This window comes from Rhodohalobacter sp. (genome assembly GCF_041686455.1).
GTDB lineage: Bacteria > Bacteroidota > Rhodothermia > Balneolales > Balneolaceae > Rhodohalobacter.
The window spans coordinates 1-4,760 of the sequence record NZ_JAWLDW010000162.1; the positions used below are offsets into that span (position 1 = coordinate 1).

Below are 4,760 nucleotides of genomic sequence, written 5' to 3' on the forward strand. Positions count from 1 at the left end.
GCCGGAACCTACTGGTATCATCCGCATCCTCACCATCGAACGGCGTGGCAGGTGGGAATGGGACTGTACGGCGGAATAATTGTACGCGATCCCAATGATCCTCTCCCGGACGAGCTGGAAGATAAGCTGTTGATTCTATCTGATAACCGTTTTGATGAAGAAGGTGCCATCGATTTTGCCGAGGAAGGCACCCGGCAGTTCAAAATGGACGAAATGAACGGACGCGAGGGCGATGTCCTGTTTGTCAATGACGAGATTATGCCCGAACTGTCTATTCGAAGCGGAGAAGTTCAGCGCTGGCGGATTGTGAACGCCTCCGGCGCCAGGATTTACCGGCTTGGACTTGAAGGACACACATTTACACATGTCGGTAGTGATGGCGGACTGTTTGAGCACCCCGAAAAAACCGATGAAATCGTGCTGGCCAATGGAGAGCGTGCTGAGGTTCTTGTGCATGGCACAGCTGATCCCGGAAGTGAGGTTACGCTGCAGGCCCTTCCCTATAACCGATACATGCCGCAGTGGCGTCCGGCAGATTGGGAACAAACACGGGATCTGTTAACGCTGACCTACAGCGATGAACCGTCTGTGGAGTCCCCTGAAATACCGGAAACATTGCGGCCAATCCCAAAGCTGAATCCTGATGAGGTAACGGCTACAAGGGTGATGCGTATGAGCAATGGCAAGATTAACAGCAAAACCATGGATATGCAGCGGATTGACGAATCTGCAAACCTGGGAGAAACAGAAATCTGGGATATTAGAAATCTTGTGGGGATGGATCACCCCTTTCACCTGCACGGCTACCAGTTCCAGGTGTTTGAACGTAATGGAGAACCGGTATCCCAGACAAAGTGGGAGGATACGGTGAATGTACCGGGGTTCGAGAATGCCCGCTTTATCGTCCGCTACGATAATTATCCGGGTAAATGGATGTATCACTGCCATATCCTGGATCATGAGGATCAGGGCATGATGGGGGTGCTGGAAGTGAAGTAATCGACAGCTGACCTGTCAGCGTGCCGAACGAAAGAGAGGTTCCTGACAGCGTCGTGGATTTCGATTTTGAGCCGGGAGAATATGCTCTGATCTGTCCATATCCGGACGGGCAAAGCGGAAGACCTTATTTCAGGCACGCCATGATGTAGCAGTTTAGTAATAACAGATAATTTTAAAATAAAATAAAAATGAAAAATCTCATTTCTGTTCAAATAGTGTTATTGGCCGTTGCAGGATTACTTATTTCATTTCCCACAAATATTTACGCGCAATCACATATTGAAGTATCTCTTGAAAAGGTTCTCGCCCTTTCTTTGGATTCGGCGCAGCATGGTATCATAGTTCATTATGCTGAAGGGGGAGAAGACAGAGCCCAAGAGCTCGGACAGGTGCTGAATGAAGCCCTGCAGTTTTTCTCTGATTCTTTAAAAGTGGATCTTGATTTTCGTTTGGCACTGCTTAGGGAAGAACATTGGAAAGAAATCACCAATTATCCCTATGCCATTCCTCACGTAAGTTATGAAGATTCCAAAGCCATTGCCTTTCAGCCCCTGGATCAGGATGGGGTCGTATATGACCTGATGATGTCTTTAAAAGAAAGGATTACCCCGGAACTAAGACAAAAAGTGGATAACACCGGTTTATCTTACGAGGAATTTTCGGCTAAAATGGTCGACCTCATCGGCTTTCACGAAATTGGACATCCTTATGCAGATGTTTACGGAATTGGCCAACCTGCACGTTGGTTCAACGAATTTGTAGCTAACTATTTTCTATATGCTTTCCTGCACACGAAATACCCCGATGATGCCCGAATCTGGGACCTCTCTACAGAGGTTATCCTTGATGATTATGATCCTAAACACAGAACACTGGAAGATTTTGAAGAATACTATGTCCGGGTGGGTGCAGATAATTATGGTTGGTATCAGGCGAATTTTGAAAGCAAAGCCAACGATCTTTTTGAAGAACGCGGCTTCTCCTTTATAAGAGAACTAAAAGCAAACTTTCCAAAAGGTGAGGGTAAACTTTCCAATGAAGTAATAATCAACAGACTTGATAAAATGGCACCAGGCTTCAATGAGTGGGCAGAAATTTTTGAAGAGAAAAATCATAACGAAACTAAATGAAATATTTCTTCAAATAGTTTAGAATCAATTATTTATTCAGATAATAAATCACTTGATGTCTAATACTTTTCATTAAATCATTATTAAAAATAAATTAGGCGAATTGAATTTATTTAAAGGATATATATTTTTCGGGAAAATTTTATTGTGTGGAATACTAGCTTGGTGGATACTACCGGATATCGGTTATTCTCAATCAAATTCTGTAATAACGATACCCCGCATTGACGGTCCGATCGAGCTGGACGGCAAGCTGAATGAAGACGCCTGGAATCAGGCCATATCACTTCCCATGACCATGTATCTACCCAGATCAGGGGGTGAACCTACTGAAAGATCAGAAGTCCGAGTCGGTTACACCGATGAGTACCTGTACATAGGATCTCGGATGTACGATTCGAATCCCTCAAAAATACAGAGTTCAGCGCTTGAAAGAGATAGTGGAAGCCCTACCGATGATTTTTTCGGTGTGGTTATCGATACATTTAATGACAACGAAAACGCACTGGGCTTTTTTGTGGCCCCGGGAAGTGTGCGATCGGACTTTACTATTTTTAATGACGCCCAGGGAAGCATTCCATTTAATATCAGTTGGAATACATTTTGGGATGTGGTTACAGAAGTGAACCAAGAGGGTTGGTTTGCAGAGATGCGTATCCCATTTAGCAGCCTTCGCTATGAAAGTTCAGAGGGCGAGGTTGTGATGGGGTTGATTGCTAACCGCTGGATCGCCCGTAAGTCGGAATCCTCAGTTTTCCCGGCCATCCCGAACGATTGGGGATGGTTTGGGCATTGGAAACCATCTCAAAGTCAAAAGGTTCGATTTGCAAATCTGGAAAATAAGCGTCCCTTATATATAACACCTTATCTGCTGGGTGGCTTCGGACAACAACATGAGCTTAACGACACACAAACCGCCTGGTTAAGAGACGATCAGCTCACCTATGATGCCGGCGTGGATATAAAATACGGACTCACAAGTAATCTGACTCTTGATCTCACGGTAAATACCGATTTTGCACAAGTTGAAGCCGATAACCAACAGGTTAACCTTTCCAGGTTTTCACTGTTTTTCCCTGAAAAACGAAATTTTTTCCAGGAACGCGCCAGCCTGTTTAAAGTCAGTTTTGGAGGGCCCAATCGATTGTTTTACAGCCGTCGTATCGGAATTAACAATGGCCAGGAAGTTCGGATTCTTGGTGGTGCGCGCCTTGTGGGACGCGTAGGGGGATGGGATCTTGGATTTATCAATATGCAAACGGCCCGCCAGGGTACAAATTTGCCTTCCGAAAATTTTGGAGTGCTTAGGTTGCGCCGCAGGGTAATTAACTCATATTCCTACATTGGAACGATGTTTACCAGCCGAATTGGCGAAGATGGCACGTATAATTATGCCTTGGGAGCCGATGGTATTTTCCGGTTATTTGATGACAATTACCTGACGGCTAACTTTGCCCGGACTTTTGAAAACGAAGGAGTAAATGATCTTTCTTTTCTGGATGCCTCTCGTATTCATCTTGAATGGGAAACCAGGGATATCGAAGGCATCGGCTATAATTCCAGCTTTTCCCGGTCGGGGCCTGGATATAATCCGGGAATCGGGTTCGAAATACGTGAGGATTACACCCGTTTCGGCAATTCTATCTCCTATGGATGGTTTACAAACAGCGAAAAAACGCCATTTATCAATCACCAGATTTCACTGGATGGATCTTTATTTTTGAGCAATACTGACGGAACAACAGAATCGGCAGAACTCGGCCCACGATGGAGTACATCCTGGAAAAGTGGTGGTGTACTCAACGCCGGGCCCGGTTTCTTTTATGAAAATATTACCGAATCCTTTGAAATCTTTAATGATGTGTTTATCCCTTCCGGGAATTATCATTTTTACGGTTTTCAAGGTTCCTATAGTTCAGCTGAAGCAAGTCTTATAACTTTTCGCACCAATCTGAATGCCGGTCAGTTTTTTGACGGGTACCGGTTTTCCAACAGCTACAATCTCACCTGGAGCTTAACTCCGAAATTCAAGATAGATCCTTATTATGAGATGAACCGGATAGTTTTCCCCTCTAGGGACGACAGATTTACAGCCCACGTTGGCCGGCTGCGCCTGAGATACTATTTCAACAATGACCTTTCGATCAGTACTTTTGTTCAGTACAGTAATGCATCAGAGTCGTTTATTTCTAATTTCCGGCTGCGGTACAATCCAAAGGAGGGGAATGATCTTTACATCGTTTACAATGAAGGGATGAATACGGACCGTTACAGTTACGCGCCGGTTCGCCCACTCAGCGCCACCCGGACAATCCTGGCTAAATATACCTACACCTTCAATTATTAGCTGAGTTCTGATAAGGTAACGGCTACCCGGATAATGCGCATGAGCAACGGAAAGATTAACAGCAAAACCATTGATATGGCCCGAGTCGATGAAACCGCCGAACTTGGTGCTACCGAAATCTGGGATATCAGAAATCTTGTGGGAATGGATCCCCCTTTTACCTGCATGACTATAAGTCCCAGGTGCGATTCCTGTTGAAAAACCAGAATAAACCAAAAACAACCATCTAATAAAATGATGAATTCAACTCGATCAAGAAGTAACTATTCTACAACGAAATACTT

Annotated in this window: 4 protein-coding genes; all 4 read left to right on the forward strand. The window is 44.6% G+C overall.

The features are described 5' to 3' along the window. Positions 1-999, forward strand: a 999-nt coding sequence (locus tag ACESM0_RS12785; protein ID WP_372906591.1) for a multicopper oxidase family protein, incomplete at its 5' end; no start/stop codon positions are given. A 20-nt stretch (positions 1,000-1,019) separates the two neighbouring features. After that, positions 1,020-1,148 carry a hypothetical protein gene (locus ACESM0_RS12790; protein WP_372906592.1) on the forward strand — a complete coding sequence of 43 codons (129 nt, stop codon included), beginning with the start codon at positions 1,020-1,022 and terminating at the stop codon, positions 1,146-1,148. A gap of 39 nt (positions 1,149-1,187) precedes the next feature. Next, positions 1,188-2,129 (forward strand): hypothetical protein, encoded by a 942-nt coding sequence (locus ACESM0_RS12795; protein ID WP_372906593.1) that lies wholly within the window; start codon positions 1,188-1,190, stop codon positions 2,127-2,129. Between the two features lie 103 nt (positions 2,130-2,232). Continuing rightward, a complete protein-coding gene (locus ACESM0_RS12800; protein WP_372906594.1) occupies positions 2,233-4,476 on the forward strand; it encodes a carbohydrate binding family 9 domain-containing protein in 2,244 nt (747 codons plus the stop codon). The last annotated feature ends 284 nt before the right edge of the window (positions 4,477-4,760 follow it).